19 protein-coding genes and 2 tRNA genes are annotated in these 18742 nt (G+C 72.9%); 17 read left to right on the top strand and 4 right to left on the bottom strand.

The features are described 5' to 3' along the window. The first annotated feature begins 337 nt into the window (after window positions 1-337). From rplU to obgE, 3 genes are all read left to right on the top strand, one after another. Entirely contained in the window at window positions 338-658 is a 321-nt protein-coding gene (rplU, locus tag ACFYZR_RS03465) for a 50S ribosomal protein L21 (protein WP_018538042.1), read from the top strand. Window positions 659-672: 14 nt separating this feature from the next. Beyond that, on the top strand, window positions 673-927 hold the full coding sequence (rpmA, locus tag ACFYZR_RS03460) for a 50S ribosomal protein L27 (RefSeq protein ID WP_311613025.1): 255 nt from the start codon (window positions 673-675) through the stop codon (window positions 925-927). A gap of 132 nt (window positions 928-1059) precedes the next feature. Next, window positions 1060-2499: a GTPase ObgE gene (obgE, locus tag ACFYZR_RS03455; RefSeq protein ID WP_391904287.1), complete on the top strand. Its 1440-nt coding sequence runs from the start codon at window positions 1060-1062 to the stop codon at window positions 2497-2499. Window positions 2500-2588: 89 nt separating this feature from the next. Here obgE and ACFYZR_RS03450 read toward each other — a convergent pair whose 3' ends face one another. Beyond that, window positions 2589-4661 carry a hypothetical protein gene (locus tag ACFYZR_RS03450; RefSeq protein ID WP_391904284.1) on the bottom strand — a complete coding sequence of 691 codons (2073 nt, stop codon included), beginning with the start codon at window positions 4659-4661 and terminating at the stop codon, window positions 2589-2591. 289 nt (window positions 4662-4950) lie between these two features. Between ACFYZR_RS03450 and proB the strand changes: the two genes are divergently transcribed. The 5 genes from proB to ACFYZR_RS03425 all read left to right on the top strand — a co-directional run bounded on the left by proB (window position 4951) and on the right by ACFYZR_RS03425 (window position 10225). Beyond that, the gene (proB, locus tag ACFYZR_RS03445; protein WP_391904282.1) at window positions 4951-6105 is read left to right on the top strand and encodes a glutamate 5-kinase; all 1155 of its coding nucleotides are present in this window, start codon (window positions 4951-4953) and stop codon (window positions 6103-6105) included. Window positions 6106-6365: 260 nt separating this feature from the next. Then, window positions 6366-6830 carry a hypothetical protein gene (locus ACFYZR_RS03440; protein ID WP_361706393.1) on the top strand — a complete coding sequence of 155 codons (465 nt, stop codon included), beginning with the start codon at window positions 6366-6368 and terminating at the stop codon, window positions 6828-6830. Window positions 6831-6944: 114 nt separating this feature from the next. Further along, window positions 6945-8243: a glutamate-5-semialdehyde dehydrogenase gene (locus tag ACFYZR_RS03435; protein ID WP_391904278.1), complete on the top strand. Its 1299-nt coding sequence runs from the start codon at window positions 6945-6947 to the stop codon at window positions 8241-8243. 91 nt (window positions 8244-8334) lie between these two features. After that, entirely contained in the window at window positions 8335-8946 is a 612-nt protein-coding gene (locus ACFYZR_RS03430; RefSeq protein ID WP_391904275.1) for a hypothetical protein, read from the top strand. A gap of 196 nt (window positions 8947-9142) precedes the next feature. Beyond that, window positions 9143-10225: a hypothetical protein gene (locus ACFYZR_RS03425; RefSeq protein WP_391904272.1), complete on the top strand. Its 1083-nt coding sequence runs from the start codon at window positions 9143-9145 to the stop codon at window positions 10223-10225. An 88-nt stretch (window positions 10226-10313) separates the two neighbouring features. Here ACFYZR_RS03425 and ACFYZR_RS03420 read toward each other — a convergent pair whose 3' ends face one another. Beyond that, window positions 10314-11417, bottom strand: coding sequence for a M48 family metallopeptidase (locus ACFYZR_RS03420; RefSeq protein ID WP_391904270.1), 1104 nt, complete (start codon window positions 11415-11417; stop codon window positions 10314-10316). Between the two features lie 92 nt (window positions 11418-11509). On the opposite strand from ACFYZR_RS03420, the gene ACFYZR_RS03415 reads away from it, so the two are divergent. The 9 genes from ACFYZR_RS03415 (at window position 11510) to ACFYZR_RS03375 (ending at window position 16353) form a co-directional block, all read left to right on the top strand. Further along, the gene (locus ACFYZR_RS03415; protein WP_391904268.1) at window positions 11510-11674 is read left to right on the top strand and encodes a hypothetical protein; all 165 of its coding nucleotides are present in this window, start codon (window positions 11510-11512) and stop codon (window positions 11672-11674) included. A 173-nt stretch (window positions 11675-11847) separates the two neighbouring features. Then, a complete protein-coding gene (locus tag ACFYZR_RS03410) occupies window positions 11848-12009 on the top strand; it encodes a hypothetical protein (RefSeq protein ID WP_391904375.1) in 162 nt (53 codons plus the stop codon). 55 nt (window positions 12010-12064) lie between these two features. Then, window positions 12065-12676: a nicotinate-nucleotide adenylyltransferase gene (gene nadD, locus ACFYZR_RS03405; RefSeq protein ID WP_391904266.1), complete on the top strand. Its 612-nt coding sequence runs from the start codon at window positions 12065-12067 to the stop codon at window positions 12674-12676. 46 nt (window positions 12677-12722) lie between these two features. Continuing rightward, complete coding sequence (locus ACFYZR_RS03400) at window positions 12723-14378, top strand: LCP family protein (protein ID WP_391904263.1); 1656 nt, start codon at window positions 12723-12725, stop codon at window positions 14376-14378. Window positions 14379-14505: 127 nt separating this feature from the next. Further along, window positions 14506-14946, top strand: a complete 441-nt coding sequence (gene rsfS / locus ACFYZR_RS03395; RefSeq protein ID WP_391904262.1) for a ribosome silencing factor — start codon at window positions 14506-14508, stop codon at window positions 14944-14946. Continuing rightward, window positions 14943-15596 carry a histidine phosphatase family protein gene (locus ACFYZR_RS03390; protein WP_391904373.1) on the top strand — a complete coding sequence of 218 codons (654 nt, stop codon included), beginning with the start codon at window positions 14943-14945 and terminating at the stop codon, window positions 15594-15596. Before rsfS ends, ACFYZR_RS03390 begins: the two co-directional genes overlap by 4 nt. 125 nt (window positions 15597-15721) lie before the next feature. Next, window positions 15722-15794 (top strand) — tRNA-Ala (locus ACFYZR_RS03385). A 124-nt stretch (window positions 15795-15918) separates the two neighbouring features. Continuing rightward, complete coding sequence (locus tag ACFYZR_RS03380) at window positions 15919-16152, top strand: hypothetical protein (protein WP_126914103.1); 234 nt, start codon at window positions 15919-15921, stop codon at window positions 16150-16152. A gap of 128 nt (window positions 16153-16280) precedes the next feature. Continuing rightward, window positions 16281-16353 (top strand) — tRNA-Ala (locus ACFYZR_RS03375). A 74-nt stretch (window positions 16354-16427) separates the two neighbouring features. On the opposite strand, the gene ACFYZR_RS03370 is transcribed toward ACFYZR_RS03375, so the two are convergent. Further along, complete coding sequence (locus ACFYZR_RS03370; RefSeq protein WP_391904258.1) at window positions 16428-17936, bottom strand: NADH-ubiquinone oxidoreductase-F iron-sulfur binding region domain-containing protein; 1509 nt, start codon at window positions 17934-17936, stop codon at window positions 16428-16430. Beyond that, window positions 17933-18616 carry a hypothetical protein gene (locus tag ACFYZR_RS03365; protein ID WP_391904255.1) on the bottom strand — a complete coding sequence of 228 codons (684 nt, stop codon included), beginning with the start codon at window positions 18614-18616 and terminating at the stop codon, window positions 17933-17935. The genes ACFYZR_RS03370 and ACFYZR_RS03365 overlap by 4 nt, the downstream gene beginning before the upstream one ends. Window positions 18617-18742 lie beyond the last annotated feature (126 nt).

Below are 18742 nucleotides of genomic sequence, written 5' to 3'. Positions count from 1 at the left end.
GGCGCCCCCCCCCCGGCCCCCAATCAGGGCCCCCCCATCGCGGCCCACTAAGATGGCGGGGGGGGCCCCCCCCGCGGGGGCGCACTCAAGACACCCCCCCGGGGGGGGGGCCCCCGCCCGGCCCCCCCCCGGCGAGGGGGTCGGTTTGACCCCCTGGTCAAGGCCCCGTAACCTTGACCGTCGGCGTCTGTGCAAACCTGTACGACGTCAAACCCCTGAGCAAACACCTCCCGGCCCCGCCGGGGGAGGCCGCTCGTCCTTTGGGACAGTCACGGGCTCCGCGCCCGTGCGAGCGGCTGGCATCAGAGGTCCCGTTCCTAGCGAGAGAGAGCTCCGCGTGTACGCGATCGTGCGCACCGGCGGCCGTCAGCAGAAGGTTGCTGTCGGCGACGTCATCGAGGTTGACCGTATTTCCACCAGCAAGGTCGGCGACACCGTCGAGCTCTCCACGCTGCTGGTCGTCGACGGTGACGCTGTCACCAGCGACCCGTGGGTCCTGGCCGGCGTGAAGGTCCAGGCCGAGGTTGTCGACCACCACAAGGGCGACAAGATCCGGATCCAGAAGTACAAGAACAAGACCGGTTACAAGAAGCGCATCGGCCACCGCCAGCTGCACACCGCGCTGAAGATCACCGGCATCGACGCCCCGGCGAAGTAAGGGACTGAGAACACATGGCACACAAGAAGGGCGCATCGTCCACCCGGAACGGTCGCGACTCCAATGCTCAGCGGCTCGGCGTGAAGCGCTTCGGCGGTCAGGTCGTCAGCGCCGGTGAGATCCTGGTCCGCCAGCGCGGCACCCACTTCCACCCGGGCGCCGGTGTCGGTCGCGGTGGCGACGACACCCTGTTCGCGCTGAACGCCGGTGCGGTGCAGTTCGGCACCCACCGCGGCCGCAAGGTCGTCAACATCGTCCCGGCCGTCTGATCATCTGATCAGTACGCCGTAGAGCGATGAGCGAGGGCGGACCTCGCTTCCCTGCGGGGAAGCGGGTCCGCCCTTCTCGCGTTACAACAGAGACATTCCCGCACTAATCTGCGTATCTGGAGGCACACCGCTATGACCACCTTCGTGGACCGCGTCGAGCTGCATGTCGCCGCGGGTAACGGAGGCCACGGCTGCGCCTCCGTTCATCGCGAGAAGTTCAAGCCCCTCGGTGGCCCCGACGGCGGCAACGGCGGCCGTGGCGGTGATGTGACGCTGGTCGTCGACCAGTCCGTCACGACGCTTCTGGACTACCACCACAGCCCCCACCGCAAGGCCACCAACGGCAAGCCCGGCGAGGGCGGCAACCGCTCCGGCAAGGACGGCACGGACCTGGTCCTGCCGGTCCCGGACGGCACGGTCGTCCTCGACAAGAGCGGCAACGTCCTCGCGGACCTCGTCGGCCAGGGCACCACCTACATCGCCGCCCAGGGCGGCCGCGGCGGCCTCGGCAACGCCGCGCTGGCCTCGGCCCGCCGCAAGGCCCCCGGCTTCGCGCTGCTGGGCGAGCCGGGCGACGCCCAGGACATCGTCCTGGAGCTGAAGACCGTCGCCGACGTGGCCCTGGTCGGCTACCCGAGCGCGGGCAAGTCCTCGCTGATCTCGGTGCTCTCCGCGGCCAAGCCGAAGATCGCCGACTACCCCTTCACCACCCTCGTGCCCAACCTGGGCGTGGTCACCGCCGGCGCGACCGTCTACACCATCGCCGACGTCCCCGGCCTGATCCCCGGCGCCAGCCAGGGCCGCGGCCTGGGCCTGGAGTTCCTGCGCCACGTCGAGCGCTGCTCGGTGCTGGTGCACGTCCTCGACACCGCGACGCTGGAGTCCGAGCGCGACCCGCTGAGCGACCTCGACGTCATCGAGGCCGAGCTCAAGGAGTACGGCGGCCTCGAGAACCGGCCGCGCCTCGTCGTCCTCAACAAGGTCGACATCCCGGACGGCCAGGACCTCGCCGAGATGGTCCGCCCCGACCTGGAGTCCCGCGGCTACCGCGTCTTCGAGGTCTCGGCGGTCTCCCGCCTGGGCCTGAAGGAGCTCTCCTTCGCGCTGGCCGACATCGTGGCGAAGGCGCGTGCGGCGAAGCCGAAGGAGGAGGCGACCCGTGTCGTCATCCGCCCGAAGGCCGTCGACGACGCGGGCTTCACGGTCACCCAGGAGGAGGACGGCCTCTTCCGCGTGCGAGGCGAGAAGCCGGAGCGCTGGGTGCGCCAGACCGACTTCAACAACGACGAGGCCGTGGGCTACCTGGCCGACCGCCTCAACCGCCTCGGTGTCGAGGAGGCGCTGATGAAGGCCGGTGCCCGGGCGGGCGACGGCGTGGCCATCGGCCCCGAGGAGAACGCGGTCGTCTTCGACTGGGAGCCCACGATGGCCGCCGGCGCCGAGATGCTGGGCCGCCGCGGTGAGGACCACCGCTTCGAGGCCCCGCGCCCGGCCGCGCAGCGCCGCCGCGACCGGCAGGCGGAGCGCGACGAGGCGGACCAGGAGTACGAGGGCTTCGACCCGTTCGCTTAAATCTTGTCCTCAAACGCCGGAGGGGCTGCGAATGCAGCCCCTCCGGCGTTTGAGGAGCGGGGTCCGGGGCGGAGCCCCGGGAGAGAACCTCAGCCACCCCGAGTGGCGTCCGCCTCCTCCGCGGAGCGAGCACGCGGTGCCGGGATATCCGAGGCGCGGGCCTCCATCCGGGCCCGGCGCTCGTCCGACTTCGCGGCCAGTGCCTGCGCCGCCGCGTTGAAGCGGACGATCGAGGGCGGGTCGGCCGGGCCCAGCAACCGGACCTTCAGCTCCGCGCGTGCCGCCGCCAGGCCGTCGGGGGCGGGGTCGCGGACGGCCGCGAGGAGCGCGGGGACGCCTTCGGCGCCGGGGGTGAGGATCGTGGCCGCCCCGGCGGTGGGGAAGGCCGCCCGGAACTCCTCCTCCGTCAGCCCGCTCGTATTCGCGACCGCATAGGGCTTCTCGCTGATCAGATAGTCGGAGACGACACTGGAGACATCGCTGATCAGCAGATCGGAGCGGTTGAAGCAGCTGAAGAGCGAGGGCCGGGCCCCGGTGACGACCTGGTGCTCCCACTCCGGCAGCGACGCCCAGTACGCCTCCTCCCAGGCGGCCGCGGCGGCCGCGACGGTCTCGGCGCGGCCCTTCTCCGGCGTGCCCTGGAGCAGCATGCGCTCGATCTCGTCCGCGCTGTCGTGGAAGTCGCAGGTGGTGAGCCGGTCCAGCTCGGCCGTACGGCGGGCGAGTGCGGCGGCCGCCTCCGGGCCCATGGCGTTCAGGCCGTGGGGGAGGGCGCCGGACCGTTCGGCTGTGGCCTGCCGGATCAGCGCCTGGATGCGCTGGTCGGCACGGCCCGCGCGCGGGTCGACGGAGCCGGTCATGGGGTGCGGCTTGTAGAGCAGGCGCACACCGGGGTCGGCGAGCAGGGCGCGCACGATGTTCTCCCCGGCGAGCATGACGGAGGTGTTGCCGGGATTGCCGTCCCAGCCCTCCCACGTGGGGGCGTAGAGGACGGTCAGGTACGGCCCGGCGGGCGTGCCGCCGGCGGCCGGTTCGATCGGCGCCAGTTGCGGGCGGCCCACCTCGACGACGTCCTTGTCCTCCACGCCGATGTCGGCGAGCTGGTAGCGCTCCCGGGCGGCGGGGCCCGCGACCCAGACCTCGTCGTAGGCCTTCGCGTAGGGGTTGCAGCTGGAGAGCTTGTCGCTCTCGCCGTGGTTGACGAAGGCGTGCTTGATGGACGGCATGCGCAGCACCTGCGAGGTCTTACCGGAGTTGGCCGGGTGCAGCATCATCTTCAGCGAGGACTTCTCCAGGGCCATCAGATGCACGACCTTGGGGATGCAGAGCACGGGCACGTCGGTGGCCTCGATCTTCTGCATCATGAACCGCTCGCGCAGCACGATCAGCGGATTGCCGTCCAGCGCGCCGAGGGTGGAGAGCCACATGTTCGCCTGGTACGCCGAGGTCGTCCCGCCGGAGAAGTACATGCCGATGGTGGGCCGGTAGTCGGCCAGCCAGCGGTCCAGCCACTCCAGCGCCCGGGCCTCGTCGACCGGCCGGTTCCCCGGGCGCAGCCAGCCCGCCAGGTACGCCGTGCCGCCGAGGGCGAAGGCGAGCGAGGCGCTGACGCCGGCCGCGGCCCAGAACTCCTCGCCGGTGGCGGCGGCCGTCAGCATCCCGGCCGTGGCCGGGACGGCGAAGCGCAGCAGCCGGCGGCCGTGCTGACGGGCCAGCAGCCGGGGCGGCGCGGAGGTCAGCCGCAGCCCGGTGGTGTCGATGTTCCGGGTGAGGAAGGGCAGGGTGCGGCTGCGGCGGACGAGGATCGCGGTGACCTGGCAGGCGAGGTGGGCGCCGTAGAAGAGGACCAGCCCGGCGACGACGGGGGCGTAGTCGCGGGGCGCGTCGTCACCGCCCAGGCGCGTCAGGCCGAGGAGGATCAGTATGTCGCGTTGCAGCTGCCGGACCATGACGTCGAAGCGGATCTTGCCGAGCACGGCGACCAGTCCCGGGTCGCGGTGCTGGAGGAGGAGATCGAGCGCGAGAGCGGCCGCCGAGGAGGAGATCAGCAGCGGGACGTCCGGCAGGAGGGCGCCGACGAGCTGTGCGACGAAGAGGGCCAGCATCGAGAGCAGCGCCGCGAGCTGTGCCGCCCGGCGGGAGGCTGTTCCGGCAGAAGGCACGGGAAGGCTCCTGGCAGAAGTGCGTGGGGGAGGGACCGTTGTCGCTCTCCGGTTGGTGCTCTTCGGTGAGCAGCGCGGGGTGAACGGTTGGTGGGGCAGCGCGGGGTGAACGGTTGGTGACAGACCGTATGACGGTGGCAGGCCGGTGGGCAATCTTCCATCCGGCCGATCAGCCCAAAACGCCTGCGAACGGACGCAATCGTCAGACGGTAGATTTGCGGGTCCGGAACAGGCCGCCGACCGGCGGGGCATCGATGATCACAGGGGTGTGCGTACGTTGACTGGGGCGTTGACTGGGGCAGAGCAGCCGGAGGAGGCCCGGCGGGAGGTCGTCGAAGCCCGCAGGATCGTGGTCAAGGTGGGGTCCTCCTCACTCACCACCGCGGGTGGGGGACTGGACGCCGACCGGGTTGACGCGCTCGTCGATGTTCTGGCCAAGACTCTGGCCGCGCGGGGCGCGGGGGAGAAGGAGATAGTCCTCGTCTCCTCCGGTGCCATCGCCGCCGGCCTGGCCCCGCTGGGCCTGCCCAAGCGCCCCCGCGACCTGGCCCGGCAGCAGGCCGCGGCCAGCGTCGGCCAGGGGCTGCTGGTCGCCCGCTACACGGCCTCCTTCGCCCGCTACGGGCGCCGGGTCGGCCAGGTGCTGCTGACCACGGACGACACCAGCCGCCGGGCGCACTACCGCAACGCCCGCCGGACGCTGGACCAGCTGCTGGCCATGGGCGCGGTGCCCGTCGTCAACGAGAACGACACCGTCGCCACGGACGAGATCCGCTTCGGTGACAACGACCGGCTGGCGGCGCTCGTCGCCCATCTGGTCCGGGCCGATCTGCTGGTCCTCCTCTCGGACGTCGACGGTCTGTACGACGGCGACCCCAGCATCCCGGGCACCTCCCGGATCGCCGAGGTCACCGGCGAGAAGGAGCTGGAGGGGATCTCCATCGGCAGCGCGGGCAAGGCCGGCGTGGGCACCGGTGGCATGGTCACCAAGGTCGAGGCCGCCCGGATCGCCGCCGCGGCCGGCATCCCCGTGGTCCTCACCTCCGCCAGCCAGGCCGCCGACGCCCTGCGCGGGCGCCCCACGGGCACGTACTTCCACCGCACCGGCCGCCGCTCCGCCGACCGGCTGCTGTGGCTCGCGCACGCCTCCACGCCGCGGGGCGCGCTGACCCTGGACGAGGGGGCCGTGCGGGCCGTCGTCCAGGGCACCGGCTCGCTGCTGCCGGCGGGCATCGCGGCGGTCGAGGGCGAGTTCAGCGCGGGCGACCCGGTCGAGCTGCGGGACCCGGCCGGCCGGGCCGTGGCGCGCGGGCTGGTGACCTACGACGCCGGGGAGATCCCCCAGCTGCTGGGCCGCTCCACCCGCGACCTGGCGCGCGAGCTGGGCCCGGGCTACGAGCGCGAGGTCGTGCACCGCGACGACCTGGTCGTGCTGCGCGCCTGAGCGCCGCGGTTCCGGTCCTGAGCACCGCAGGTCCGGTCGCGGGTTCCGGTCGCGAATGCCGTGTCGCTGACGGGCGTCAGCCACGGAAGAGAGGAGCCCGGTAAGTCCAGCCTTTCCATTGACCCTTTCCGCAAAACCGTCACGCGGCCGCCCGCCGACTGGTCAACTTTGATACACGGGGCTGTCGTCGACGGGCGGTCCCACGGCACCACACGGCTCCGCCGCACGCGCGCGGAGCGGCGAGCAACAGGAGGCCGCCGGTGAGACGAGGGCGCCCGGGGGCGCTGCCCCGAGGGACGGCTGGGCGGACACTGACCAGCGTCGGGACGGCCGGGACGGACGAGTGGACGGGGGAGAGGGCCGAGGGGGCCGGCGGCGGCGCGGCCTCGCGGCTGTGGCACATCACCCTCAGCGTCTCGGGTGCCGAGGCGCCGCTGGGGGAGGTCCGGCGGGCGCTGGAGCAGCTCGCCCACGACCACCCGTTCCTGCTGACCAGCCGCTACGCCAACGACCACGCCGAGATCCGCTACTGGGAGGAGGCACGCGACCTCCACGACGCGGCGGCCGTGGCGCTGCGGCTGTGGGGCGAGCACCGTTCCACGGCCCGGCTGCCGCCGTGGGAGATCGTCGGCCTGGAGGTCATCGACCGTGAGACGTATCACCAGCGGGTCGCCGAGGGCTACGGCCCGCTGCCGGCCACCCCGGTCGGGGTGCACCCCTTCTGACCGCCGTCGGCGGGGTTGACCGCCGCCGGCCCTCCAGGGGTCCGCGTGGTCGCGGCTGTCCCGGAGTGTGGAATTCCGGGTGGTCGCGGCCCGCCCGCGGTTAGGCTGCCAGGCATGAGCAGCGTTTTCCCCTCCCCCCTCGCCGACCCCATGCCGCAGTCCCCGGTGCTGCGAGCCGCCTACCGTGCCCGTGCCGCGGCCGCCGAGCTCGCGCCACTGCCGCGCTCGGTGAAGGACGAGGCGCTGCTGGCGATCGCCGACGCGCTGGAGGTCCGTACCCGCGAGATCGTCGAGGCCAACGCCGAGGACGTCGAGAAGGCCCGGGCCGCCGGTACCAGCGAGAGCGTGGTCGACCGGCTCACCCTCACCCCCGAGCGGGTGCGGGCCATCGCCAAGGACGTCCGGGACGTGGTGGCGCTGCCCGACCCGGTGGGTGAGGTGGTGCGCGGCTCCACGCTGCCCAACGGCATCGACCTGCGTCAGGTGCGGGTGCCGCTCGGCGTCGTCGGCATCATCTACGAGGCCCGGCCGAATGTGACGGTCGACGCCGCGGCCCTGTGCCTGAAGTCCGGCAACGCCGTGCTGCTGCGCGGCTCGTCCTCCGCGTACGCCTCCAACACCGCCCTCGTGCGGGTGATCCGCGACGCCGTGGGCGGCGCCGGGCTGCCGGCCGACGCGGTGCAGCTGGTGCCGGGCGAGAGCCGGGACTCCGTACGCGAGTTGATGTGCGCCCGGGGCATGGTCGACGTGCTCATCCCGCGCGGCGGCGCCTCCCTGATCCGTACGGTCGTGACGGAGTCGACCGTCCCGGTGATCGAGACGGGCACGGGCAACTGCCATGTGTACGTCGACGCCGAGGCCGACCTGGACATGGCCGTGGACATCCTCGTCAACTCCAAGGCCAGCCGCGTCAGCGTCTGCAACGCCGCCGAGACCCTGCTGGTCCACCGGGACATCGCCGAGCGCTTCCTGCCGCGCGCCCTGGAGGCGCTGGCGGCGGCGGGGGTGACCGTCCACGGCGACGAGCGGGTGCTGGAGCTGGCGAAGGGCTCCCCGGCCACGGTCGTGCCCGCGACGGCCGAGGACTGGGAGACCGAGTACCTCTCGTACGACATCGCCGCCGCCGTGGTGGACGACCTGGACGCGGCCGTGCGCCACATCCGGCTGTGGACCTCCGGGCACACCGAGGCGATCGTCACCACCTCCCAGGCCGCGGCCCGCCGCTTCACCCAGCTGGTGGACTCCACCACGGTCGCGGTCAACGCCTCGACCCGGTTCACCGACGGAGGCCAGTTCGGTTTCGGCGCCGAGATCGGGATCTCCACGCAGAAGCTCCACGCGCGCGGCCCGATGGGCCTGCCCGAGCTGACGTCGACGAAGTACATCGTCACGGGCGACGGCCACGTGCGCTAGCCGCTCCCGGCGGCCGGTGCGGCCGGCCCCTCGCGGTCCGAATTCCCGTACCGGCCGCGCGGATTGACCGGTTCGGGTCTACGCTGGACGGGTGCCGGACGACGTGGGGGGCAAGCCGTTCCCGGACGGCGAGGAGCCCGACAGCCACCGCCGTGGGGGTGCGGACGACCCGTTCGCCTCCACGGTCTTCGACGAGGATTTCGTGCGGTCCGCGACGATCCACGAACCCTCCGCGGTCGAGCGGATGCTCGCCGCCGACCGGGCCCGCGCCGAGGCCGACGCCGCGCGCTCCCGGGCCGGGGGCGGCCCCGCCGACGACGATCCGTACGACGACGCGCGCGGCGGCCCCGCCGGGTACCACGGCCGGCCGGCCGGGCCGCGGGGCCTCGCCCCGGATCTCGACCCGGACGACGCCTACGGCCCTTACGGGCGCTACGGCATCGCGCGCGGGCCCTACCGGGGGCACGCCCGCTGGCACCGTCCGGTGGCCTGGGTGCTCGCCGTCGTCATGGGCATAGGCGTGATCGCCCTCGCCTTCACCGCCGTCTACCGGGGCGCCTCCTCGGGCGGCCGGCAGAGCCCCGCCCCGCCGCCCGCGACCACGGGTGTGGACGTCCCGGTGGGGGAGCAGCGGGCGCCGCTGCCGTCGGTCTCGGCGGACTCCGAGCCGCCGGTGGCCTCGGCCGTGCCGCCTGCCCGTTGACGGTCACCGAAAGCGACCTGCCGGCGGTCACCGAAAGTGATTTTCCGTCGCCCGGAAGTCGCTTTCTGTTATTCCGTGACTGATCGCAGGAGCCCTGGCCAAGGCTCGGGTCCCCCGCCCGGCCCCTTGAAATTTCGTCGGAACTTGTCGTGTACCAGGGCGTTTACCGAAGCCGCCACGGACCTACTCTTGAGATATGAACGGGCCTGGAGACCCCCCTGAGGGCACGCCCGAGGGCCCCCAGGGAGGCGGCGACGAGGAATACCGATCCGTCGTGTTCGACGAATCGTTCGTCCGGGCTGCCCGTCTCCAGGAGTTCTCCGCCCGCGAGCGGATGGACGACCACGCCCCCGCCGTCCGCACCCGCCACGCCTGGGCCCGCGTCAGCGCCTCCCGGCAGGTCCTGCTGCTGGTGGTGCTGATCGCCCTGGCCTTCGGCACCGCCGTCTACATGGGGCTGCGCCACCCGTACAAGGAGCCGAAGCCGCCCGCCGCCGAGGCACTGCGGATCGCCCTCGTCCCCCTCGCCCCGCGCGATCCCGTGCCCGGCGCCCCCGCCGCGAAGGACCTCTTCGACAACGGTCCGGCCGCACGGCTGCGCGACGGAGCCGAGGGCGTCACCCTTCCGGCCGCACGGCGCACCCAGAATTTCTCCGAGAGCCTGGTGATGGCCGCGCTCGCCACGGCCAAGGAGTACACGGTCAAGTCCGCGCTCGACCCGGGCGTGCTCGTCGGCGGCAACCAGCGGGCCGTACGGCTGCTGCTCGCCCCTTCCCAGCTGGAGCAGTTCGACCGCAGCTTCAGCCGCTCCGCCGACGACGGGCAGCACGCCGCCACCGGCTGGCTGGTGCGCTTCGACCCGGGCCAGGTGTCCCTCGCCGACCGGACCGTCCGCAGCCAGGGCACGTTCACGGTCGTGGAGGCGTCCCCGGCCGCGCTGGAGGTCTCCTCCGACCACACCTTCGTCTACGCCCTCCGCCCGGCCGCCAAGGCGGGCCCGGCGGACGTCTCGCTGTTCACCGTACGGCGCGTGATGCGCTTCCGCTTCGACCGTGACGACCTCCAGGAACACCACGTGCAGGTGCTGCAGAGCCAGACGCAGGCCGGGCCGGAGTCCTGCTCGGCCGACGACGCGTCCTTCCTGCGCCCGCTGTTCGCGGGGGAGAAGGCCACGACGGAGGGCCCGGCGGGCACCGACCCCTACGCCACGGGCACCATGACGGCCGGGCTCTGCGGCACCCTGTCCCCGGCGGCCCAGCCGACGCCGCCGAGGCACTGAGCGGGCTTGGTGAAGTCCGGCGCTGTTCGGTAGCGCCCTGAAGGGGCGCGGGGAACTGCGCGACCGGCCACGACGCACCCGCAGACGACTAGCGGTCCGGGGTGTCGTCCCGCTCCTGCCCGCCCTTGGGGCCGCCGTCCTTGGCGCCGCCGCCCTTGGGCGCGCCGCGTCCGAACAGCCGGCCGCCCAGGTCGCCCGCCCCGCCCGCGATGTCCCGCACCAGCCCCATCAGCGGGTCCTTGCTGGCCCGCACCGACTCCGCGTAGTGGTTCGCCGACTCCCGGAAGGAGTCGGTCACCGAGGTGTCCTTGTCGTCCTCGCGCCGCGCGTAGTGACCGTCCATGATCCGCTGGTGGTCGCGGCTCTCGGACCACTTCTTCAGCTCCGCCGCGCGCACGGTGGTGAAGGGATGGCTGCGCGGCAGCACATTCATGATCTTCAGGACGGAGTCGCGCAGATCGCCGCCGCGCTCGTACTCCTCGGCCTGGGCGAGGAACGCGTCCACGTTCATCTCGTGGAGGTGATTGCCGCCCGCGACCTTCATCAGGCCGCGCATCGAGGCCTGGGGGTCCTGGCCCACCAGCAGCCCCGCCCGGTCCGCCGACAGCTCCGACTTCCGGAACCACTCGCGCAGCGCCGTCACGATCGCCGTCACCGCCATCCCGCCCAGCGGGATCCAGGCGACCTTGACCGCGAGCTCGGTCAGGAACAGCAGGATCGTGCGGTACACCGCGTGCCCGGACAGGGCGTGGCCGACCTCGTGGCCCACGGCCGCCCGCATCTCCTCCTCGTCCAGCAGCTCCACCAGGCCCGTGGTCACCACGATGACGGGCTCGTCCAGGCCGACGCACATGGCGTTGGGCCGGGGGTCCTGCGTGACGTACATCGGCGGGACCTTCGGCAGGTCCAGGACGGCACAGGCGTCCAGCAGCATCGCGTGGAGACGGGGGAACTGGAGCTCGCCCACCCGCACCGAGTCCGACAGGAACAGCAGCCGCAGACTGCGCTCCGGCAGCATCCCGCTCAGCGCCTTGAACACCGTGTCGAAACCGCTGAGCTTGCGCAGCGCCACCAGGGCGGAACGGTCCGCCGGATGCTCGTAGGCCCGCGAGGAGATACCGGGGAAGCGCCTGCGCTCACGCTCGGGCAGCCGCTCGCGGCCCCCGTGCACGTACTCCTGGTCGTCGCTCATCGAGACCCCCTGACGTCGGCCGGCCGCGGTCCGCCACCGGGCTTTCCGGACCCCAGCCTAGGCCGTGCCACCGACATGGCTACCGTGGAGGCATGCCCGACATCACCACTCTCGCCGCCCACCCCGGAATCACCGAGGTCCTCGCCGTCTCCAAGGGCGACCAGGGCCCCGGCGCCCTCCTGCGCACCGTCCTGCTCGTCGGGATCGTGGGCGTCGTCCTCGTCGCCTGGTTCCTGCTGCGGGGCTACCGCAAGTAGCCACCGACGCACTCGCACCGGCGCACCCACCGGCCGGTCCCGGAGACGCCCCGAGGCGGGCTCGTCGACCCCCGACACGTGGAGTCGGCGTGAGCTCCGCATAAGGGCCCGCATACGATGTGGCGGAAGTCTCCAACCGTTAACCCGATCCCTCCCGGATAGGTTCTGCCGACGTGAACATCGCCACCGCCCACAGCGCCCTGGTCTCCCTCGCCGCCGAGGGGCACCACGAGGACAACCACGAGAGCATCAGCCCCTTCATGACCGGCGGCGCCGCCCTGGTCATCCTGCTGCTCCTGCTGTGGATCACCACCCGTTTCAACCGCGACCGCTGATCCCAGCGGTCCCTGGCGAACAGGCGTGGAAACGCGCCCAGTAGGGTCTGCACGCATGGGAGAGCAGACAGGGCCCGGGAAGCGGCGGCTCGGAGTGATGGGCGGGACGTTCGATCCCATCCACCACGGTCACCTGGTCGCCGCGAGCGAAGTGGCCTCGCAGTTCCACCTCGACGAGGTGGTCTTCGTGCCGACCGGGCAGCCGTGGCAGAAGAGCCACCGCGCGGTGTCCGCCGCCGAGGACCGGTATCTGATGACGGTGATCGCCACCGCGTCCAACCCGCAGTTCTCGGTGAGCCGGATCGACATCGACCGCGGTGGCCCCACCTACACCACGGACACCCTCCGTGAGCTGCGGGAGCTCAACGAGAACGCGGACCTGTTCTTCATCACCGGCGCCGACGCGCTGGCACAGATCCTGACCTGGCGGGACACCGACGAGCTCTTCTCGCTGTCCCACTTCATCGGCGTCACCCGGCCCGGCCACATACTGGCCAACCCTGGGCTGCCCGAGGACCGGGTCTCCTTCGTGGAGGTCCCCGCCCTCGCCATCTCCTCCTCCGACTGCCGCGCCCGCGTGGCGCAGGGCGAGCCCGTCTGGTACCTCGTGCCCGACGGTGTGGTGCGCTACATCGACAAGCGCAAGCTGTACCGTCACGACGGCTGAACCGCACGACGGCCGGCTCCGGCCCGCCGGCCACCGAGGGGCACTGGTGAACGACCGACAGGACCCGTACGCGCACGACCCGTATGCGCACGACCCGTACGCGCAGGCGCAGGTGCACGGCTACGACGCCTATGGCCGGCCGGTGTACCGGCCGGACGCCCCGGAGCGCGTGTACGACGCCTACGGCCAGCCGCTCCAGCAGCAGGCGCACGGCTACGACCCGTACACCGCACAGCCCCAGCAGCCGCAGCAGCCGCAAGCGGCGTACGACCCCTACGCGGCGCAGACCCAGCAGACCCAGCAGGCGCAGCAGGAGTGGATCCCCCGGCAGACGGGTCCCGCCGCCCATGAGGAGCAGCCGGAGACGAGGGACGGCCGCATCCCGGAGCCCCGGCCCGCGGCCGACTCCGCGCCCGGTTCCGTACCCGACTCCGTACCCGGTTCCGGGCCGGAGGCGGACGCGTACCGGACCGAGCAGTTCTCCTTCATCGAGGAGCCGGACGAGGGCTCCGAGGACGTCATCGACTGGCTGAAGTTCAGCGAGAGCCGCACCGAGCGCCGTGACGAGCGCAAGCGCAAGGGCCGCAACCGCGTCGTCGCCCTCGCCGTGGTGCTCGTGCTCGCGCTGGGCGGCGGCATCGGCTGGTTCCTCCTCTCCGGAGGAGAGGAGAAGAAGGGCACGGCCGCCGCGACGGGCGCGCAGAAGCGGGACGTGATCGTCGTGCATCTGCGGCAGACCCAGGGCGGCGACAGCTCCACCGCCCTGCTGGTCGACAACGAGACCACCAAGAAGGCCACCACCCTCCTGCTGCCGAACTCGCTGGGGCTCACCACCAAGGACGGCGGCACCGCGACGACGCTCGGCAAGGCCGTCCAGGACGCCGGCACCGGGGCGACCAGGGACGCCCTGAACACCCTGCTCGGCGCGGACATCAAGGGCAGCTGGCGGCTGGACACCCCCTACCTGGAGAACCTGGTCGAGCTCGTCGGCGGCATCACGGTCGACACGGACGCGGCCGTGCCCGGCGCCAAGCAGGGCGACGGCCCGCTGGTCGAGCAGGGCAAGGGCAAGACCCTCGGCGGCCGGGCGGCGGTCGGCTACGCCACCTACCGGGCCGCCGGCGAGGACCAGGGCCGGCAGCTGGCCCGGTTCGGCCAGGTCATGGGGGCGGTGCTGGGGAAGATGTCCACCGACCCCCAGGCGGCCACCACGACCGTGGACTCCCTGGCGCAGATCCCCGACCCCTCGCTCTCCGTCCAGCAGCTGGGCGCCTCCCTGGCGCACCTCGCCGGGAAGGCCAAGGGGGGCTCGTACGCCACCTCCGTCCTGCCCGTGAAGGCGGACGGGGCGCTGGGCGGGCAGGCGGCCGACGCCATGGTCAAGGACGTCCTCGGCGGCACGGTGCGCGCCACCGCCAAGGGCGCGCCGCCCCGGGTGAGCGTGAAGAACGCCACAGGGTCCGCCGCCGCGTCCGGAACGGCGCAGGTCACGCTGGTCAACGGCGGCTACACCTACGTCGACGGCGGCGGCTCGGGCACAGCGGAGGCGGCCTCCTCGGTGACCTACGCGGACGACGCCCGGGCGGCCGAGGCCAAGGAGGTGGCCAGGACGCTCGGCCTGCCGGAGAAGGCCGTGCGCAAGGGCACGGAGACGGGCAACGCGGACGTCGCCGTGGTCCTGGGCAAGGACTACAAGAGCTGAGGACCGCGAGGGGCGGGGAGCGGCCGGAGCGGCTGCGGAGGAGCCGGGCCGGAAAACGCCGGGAGTGCCGTCGGTGGGTCGTGAGACCCTTGAGACGTACTGACCCTCTTTACCGAAAGCATGGCTTGTGACCGCCACGGACCGCTCCATCGAGCTCATCCAGGCCGCCGCCCAGGCTGCCGCCGACAAGCTCGCGCACGATGTCATCGCCTACGACGTCAGCGACGTACTGTCGATCACCGACGCCTTCCTGCTGGCCTCGGCCCCCAACGACCGCCAGGTCAAGTCGATCGTCGACGAGATCGAGGAGCGGCTGCTCAAGGAGCTCGGCGCCAAGCCGGTGCGCCGTGAGGGCGACCGCGACGCCCGCTGGGTGCTCCTGGACTACGTCGACATCGTCGTGCACGTGCAGCACAGCGAGGAGCGTGTCTTCTACGCCCTGGAGCGGCTGTGGAAGGACTGCCCGGAGATCGAGCTGCCCGCCGACGCCGTCGCCACCCGCGGCAAGGCCGAGGAGCACTCCCGCGCGCAGGCCGCCGAGGGCGATCTGGACGGAGAGCTGAGCTGAACGGCCGCCCGGGCGGCCGAGGCCGCCGGCTGGTGCTGTGGCGGCACGGCCAGACCGCGTGGAACGTGGAGCGCCGTTTCCAGGGCACCACGGACATCGCGCTGACCGGCACCGGTGTCGCCCAGGCGCGCCGGTCCGCCCGGCTGCTGGCCGCGCTGCGGCCCGACGCGATCGTCTCCTCCGACCTGGACCGCGCCAGGACCACGGCTGCCGAGCTGTCGGCCGTTACGGGCCTCGCGGTCACCCACCACTCGGATCTGCGGGAGACCTACGCGGGCTCCTGGCAGGGGCTGACCCACGAGGAGATCGCCGAGCGCTACGGCGAGCAGTACGCGGCGTGGAAGCGCGGCGAGCCCGTGCGGCGCGGCGGCGGCGAGCTGGAGACCGAGGTCGCCGACCGGGCGGCGCCGGTGGTGCTCTCGCACGCCGACAAGCTCCCCGACGGCGGCACGCTCGTCGTGGTCAGCCACGGCGGCACGATCCGCACCACCATCGGCCGGCTGCTGGGCCTGGAGGCCCGCTCGTGGGAGGCGCTGGGTGGCCTCTCCAACTGCTGCTGGTCCGTGCTGGGCGAGGGCGCGCGCGGCTGGCGGCTGCTGGAGCACAACGCCGGGACGCTGCCCGAGCCGGTGCTCGGCGACGACGACTGAGCGGCGGTCGGGTGCCCGCCGTGGGGCCGCAGTGGCCCGATTTCACATCCGGGCAGGTCACAGGCTAAAGTTCTTCTTGTTCGCGGGGAACGCGGGGGAAAACCTCCGGGGAAACCGAGAACAGCGGGGCTATAGCTCAGTTGGTAGAGCGCCTGCATGGCATGCAGGAGGTCAGGAGTTCAATTCTCCTTAGCTCCACAGTTCACGACGATCCCGTCTCCCCTCCCGGGGAGGCGGGATTGTTGCTGTTCCGGCGCGGTCCCGTGGCAGAATCGGACACCCGGGAGCGAGCGGGGCCGAGGGGGAGGGGAGGAGCGCGGTCATGGGTGCTCACAGCCGGAAGTGCGACTGGTGCGGCAGCGGGACGCCGATCGTCCGCGACATGGAGCCGCTCAACTCCGCGTATCAGTACTGGTGTGTGGAGTGCGCACGGGCGCTGATCATAAAAGGCGACCCCATCGAGACCTACCGGGAGCTCGAAGGCGAGCCGATCTACGGGCGACTGCTCGACGAGCACTGCGCCCTGAAGCGGTTCTACTCGTTCGTCACCGCGTGAAAATCGGTCATACCGGGGCGTTGCGGGACGCCCGGTGAACCGATTTGGCAGATGGGGGGGAGGTCCGTGTAATGTAATCCGTGTCGCCAGGGAGACCGCGAGGAAAACCCCGGCGGAAAACAAAACAAGGGGCTATAGCTCAGTTGGTAGAGCGCCTGCATGGCATGCAGGAGGTCAGGAGTTCAATTCTCCTTAGCTCCACAGTGGTTGAGAGGGTCGTCCGGAAGGACGGCCCTCTCGGCGTTCATGTGCTCCTTGCGTTCATGTGTTCCTTGTCAGCGGCTGTCGAGTCGTAGCGCCAGCGCGGGGCAGCGGCGTACGGCCCGCTGGGCGCGCCCCCGCAGATGTCCGGGCACTCCGGTGTCCGCGAGCGCCGGAAAGCCGTCCGCTCCCATCCGTACGAGCTCGGGCAGCAGATCCGCGCACAGACCGTGCCCCTCGCACAGCGTCCAGTCCACCGCGAGCCGCTGCCCGGACTCGTTCCCCGGTTCCGGTCTTCCGCCCGCGGGCAGCGGCAGCAGCCCGGCCGTGGGGCGCCCGCAGCCGCCGCCCAGGACGTGCGCGGCCAGATCGTCCGTGAAGGCCGTCAGCGCGCTCAGCGCGAAGCGCGCCGCCCCGTCCGGGTGCCCGCACGCCCCCCGCCCCCGGACGGCCCCCGCCGCCTCCCGTACGGCCTCCAGGGCCCCGCGGCCACCCCCGGCCACCACGTCCGCCAGCGCCCCGGCCAGCGCCGGCAGCCCCAGCCGGCAGGGCCCGCACTGCCCCGCCGACTCGGCCGCCAGCCAGTGCGCCACCCGCACCGCCTCGCCCAGCGGGCAGGTGTCGCCGGACAGCGGCAGCACCGCCCCCGCGCCCAGGGCCGCGCCGCGGGCGGCGAGGGCGCCCCTGGAGAGCGCCGTCCCGGCAGCGGCGGCCGCGTCCAGCCAGCCGCCGTGATAGCCGCCCACCAGCACGCCCTGGGGCGCGACCCCGGCACCGCACTGGGCGAGGACGTACGACAGCGCCACCCCGCCGGGAGCCTCGACCACGCGCGGGAACGGCACCGCGCCGGAGACGGTGAGCAGGACGGTGCCCGGCTCGTCCGGGGCGCCCGTCGAGGCGTAGCGGGGGGCGCCGAGCCGGGCGGCGAGGGCGAGTTGGGCGTACGTCTCGGCGTTGGACAGCAGCGTGGGCAGGCCGCCCAGCCCGGCCGTCGTGGCGTGGCCGCGCCGCCCGGGCGGGAGCGCGGGGCCACCGCCCGCGGCGCGCAGCAGCGCGGAGGACTCCCCGGAGACCAGGCGCTCGGGGAGGCGTACGACCCGGGCGCGCACGGCCCGCCCGCGCCGGGCGGACAGGCCGCGCTCGCCGAGCGCCTCCCGTACGGACGCCTCCGCGCCCGCGCGGGTCACCCCGACCACGAGCGTCCGCGCGCCGAGCGCCTCGGCGGCCAGCAGCGCGCCGTCCAGCACGAGGTGCGGGGCGCGCCGGAGCAGCACCGCGTCCTTGCGGCACGCGGGTTCGCCCTCGCACCCGTTGACCACCACCACGGGCCGCGCCCCACGCCGCCGCGCGGCCCCGCCCACCGCCCGCAACTTCCGCGCGAACGGGAACCCGGCCCCACCCCGCCCGCGCAACGCGACGGCTTCCGCCAGCCGCGTCAGCTCGTCCTGGCCGAGGACGGGCATCGACCCGTGCACGGCCAGATGGGCGCGGCGATCGAGCCGCGCGGCGTCGTCGAACCCGGCGGTGAGCCGGGGCAGCCCGAGAACGAGCACGTCGGGGAGCTCGGGGAGGGGGCCATTCATGAGGACCGCCGTGGCGACAATTCAGCCCGTCCGGCGATTGAGGACACGGGGGCCGGGGCGGAGCCCCGGGAAACGGTGAAAGGGCGGGACTGGGGCACCCTCCCCGCCGCGTGCGCCCCCACCGACCGGCGCCGTACGAACAACCGCACCACCCCCGCCCCGAACCGCCGCAACACCAACGCCCCCGCCACCCCCACCAAGCACCCCACATAACACCCGGTCACCCACCCCGCCGCCTCCCGCCCCGCGTGCAACCCGTGCAGCAGCCCCGCGCACCACGCCCCGTACGCGCTCGCGTGCAGCACCCGCCAGCGGTGCGCCGCGCGCCCGCGCCCGGCGAAGGCGCTGCGCAGGGCGCCGGTCGCCGCCGCGAGCACCAGCAGATAGCCCGCGAGCGAGCCGAGCCCGAGCAGCCCGGCGCGCCCGCCGACACCGGAGGCGAAGGGGATCAGGGCGGCGGTCGCGGAGGCGTGCGCCTCGGCGACCTTGACGCCCACGTGCACGAGGAGGAAGCCGAGCGCGCCGACGCCGAGGGCCCGGTGCACGGCCTGGGCGAGCAGCCGGCCGCGCGGGCCGAGGGCCAGGCGGTCGGCGGCGACGAGCCCCCAGACGACGGTCGCGGTGAGCGAGACGAGGGCGAGCACGCCCCCGGCCTGGTCGAGGAAGCGGTGGAGTTCCATGCCCCGGCAGGCTAGGCAGCGGAGCGCCCCGCGCGGTCCGCTTCGCGCAACCCCGGTGCGTGACCGCTCGCCGCTGCTAACGTCTGTTCGTTCGGCGGAAGTTAGATCCGTTTGCGGCCGCTTTCC

Source organism: Streptomyces sp. NPDC001678 (assembly GCF_042892945.1).
In the GTDB taxonomy this organism is placed as follows: Bacteria; Actinomycetota; Actinomycetes; order Streptomycetales; family Streptomycetaceae; genus Streptomyces.
This window is presented reverse-complemented; position numbering and strand designations above follow the sequence as displayed.

Bases quoted from the DNA above. Each gene is read 5' to 3' on its own strand.
- rpmA (WP_311613025.1), top strand. From the start codon at position 673: ATGGCACACAAGAAGGGCGCATCGTCCACCCGGAACGGTCGCGACTCC.
- obgE (WP_391904287.1), top strand. From the start codon at position 1,060: ATGACCACCTTCGTGGACCGCGTCGAGCTGCATGTCGCCGCGGGTAAC.
- ACFYZR_RS03435 (WP_391904278.1), top strand. From the start codon at position 6,945: ATGAGCAGCGTTTTCCCCTCCCCCCTCGCCGACCCCATGCCGCAGTCC.
- ACFYZR_RS03425 (WP_391904272.1), top strand. From the start codon at position 9,143: ATGAACGGGCCTGGAGACCCCCCTGAGGGCACGCCCGAGGGCCCCCAG.
- ACFYZR_RS03420 (WP_391904270.1), bottom strand. From the start codon at position 11,417: ATGAGCGACGACCAGGAGTACGTGCACGGGGGCCGCGAGCGGCTGCCC.
- ACFYZR_RS03415 (WP_391904268.1), top strand. From the start codon at position 11,510: ATGCCCGACATCACCACTCTCGCCGCCCACCCCGGAATCACCGAGGTC.
- nadD (WP_391904266.1), top strand. From the start codon at position 12,065: ATGGGAGAGCAGACAGGGCCCGGGAAGCGGCGGCTCGGAGTGATGGGC.
- ACFYZR_RS03380 (WP_126914103.1), top strand. From the start codon at position 15,919: ATGGGTGCTCACAGCCGGAAGTGCGACTGGTGCGGCAGCGGGACGCCG.
- ACFYZR_RS03370 (WP_391904258.1), bottom strand. From the start codon at position 17,936: ATGAATGGCCCCCTCCCCGAGCTCCCCGACGTGCTCGTTCTCGGGCTG.
- ACFYZR_RS03365 (WP_391904255.1), bottom strand. From the start codon at position 18,616: ATGGAACTCCACCGCTTCCTCGACCAGGCCGGGGGCGTGCTCGCCCTC.